This window comes from Parafrankia soli (genome assembly GCF_001854695.1).
Classification (GTDB): Bacteria; Actinomycetota; Actinomycetes; order Frankiales; family Frankiaceae; genus Parafrankia; species Parafrankia soli.
This window is the reverse complement of the sequence record NZ_MAXA01000248.1, coordinates 1-1,082: the sequence shown is the minus strand read 5'-3', so window position 1 is coordinate 1,082 and position 1,082 is coordinate 1. Positions and strand designations below refer to the sequence as shown.

1 protein-coding gene is annotated in these 1,082 nt (G+C 71.3%); it reads right to left on the bottom strand.

Translation table 11 applies throughout. The features are described 5' to 3' along the window. Positions 1-373: 373 nt before the first annotated feature. Positions 374-967 carry a PaaI family thioesterase gene (locus tag BBK14_RS28050; RefSeq protein ID WP_071066216.1) on the bottom strand — a complete coding sequence of 198 codons (594 nt, stop codon included), beginning with the start codon at positions 965-967 and terminating at the stop codon, positions 374-376. Positions 968-1,082: the final 115 nt, after the last annotated feature.

The window sequence follows — 1,082 nt, the reverse complement described above, 5'->3', positions numbered from 1 at the left end:
CCCGTGCCCGTGCCCGTGCCCGTGCCCGTGCCCGTGCCCGTGCCCGTGCCCTGTGGCGGCCGTGGTGTCGAGCGGGCGGCGTGCGTGCAGGAGTGCTGGCGTCCGGAGCAGGCCGGAACCGATAGGTATTCACGCCGGCTGGGCCTCATGCGCGATGTCGAGCAGCCGTGGCGGTTGAGTGACAGCCCGGACTCACCCAGCCGCCACACATTGCCGGGTGGCGGGATTGGGGCTGCATAAGTCCCGTTCCCGCAGCCTTGGCGCCCTGATTCCGTGCCCGCCGGCCCACCCCGCCCGCGCCGGGCCCGCCCGGCCCCGTAGGAGGGCAGCGCCGTCGGCCCTTGGACGGATGAGGCCGCTGCCTCCTCGGCGGCTAGCGCGACGAGGCCGCCCTGGATGGCGCCGCCCACGTTGAGGCCGTCGGCCCGGTGGGGCACCTCGACGGTGCCGGGAGCCACAACGACGCTGCCGACCCGCTCGGCGAGGGGAACCGGCAGCCGGAAGGGCCCCTCGGGTAGTCCGGCCAGGGTGCGGTGGGAGAAGACGTGATCGGGGTTCGGGGGGTGACGAACGACGTGTGACAGACGGCGGTCAGGGTCCCGGAGGTCTTGTTGTGGAACTGTGTCTCGCAGACGACGACCGTCCGGCCGGCCTTGACGGTTCTTGCCTCGAGGGAGATCGTGTCGCCGATCTCGGCTGGCTCGACGACGTGCACGTCGAGGTCGAGGGTCAGGGCTGGCCGCGGTGCGGTCAGGTTCAGGGCGAGTGTGCCTGTGACGATGTCGGCCCAGGTCGCCAGCACGGATGTCCGCAGGGCGGTCGTGCCGGGGACGCACAGCTCGGCGAACACGTCGGCGTGCCCGGTGGCGACACCACCGTCGACCGAGAAGCCCAGGCCGAGCTCCATGACGATGTGCCGCACATCGTCCACGTTGCCGTGATTGCCACCATTGCCGACGGTGTTCACGAGATCGCCCCTTCGCTGCCTTGGCCGCATGGCCCCCTGGTCGCGCGGCCGGCGGATGTCGAGCGTCTCAGTCCTCGTTGCCGAATGGTTTGTAGGGCAGGGTCGGGTTGCCCTT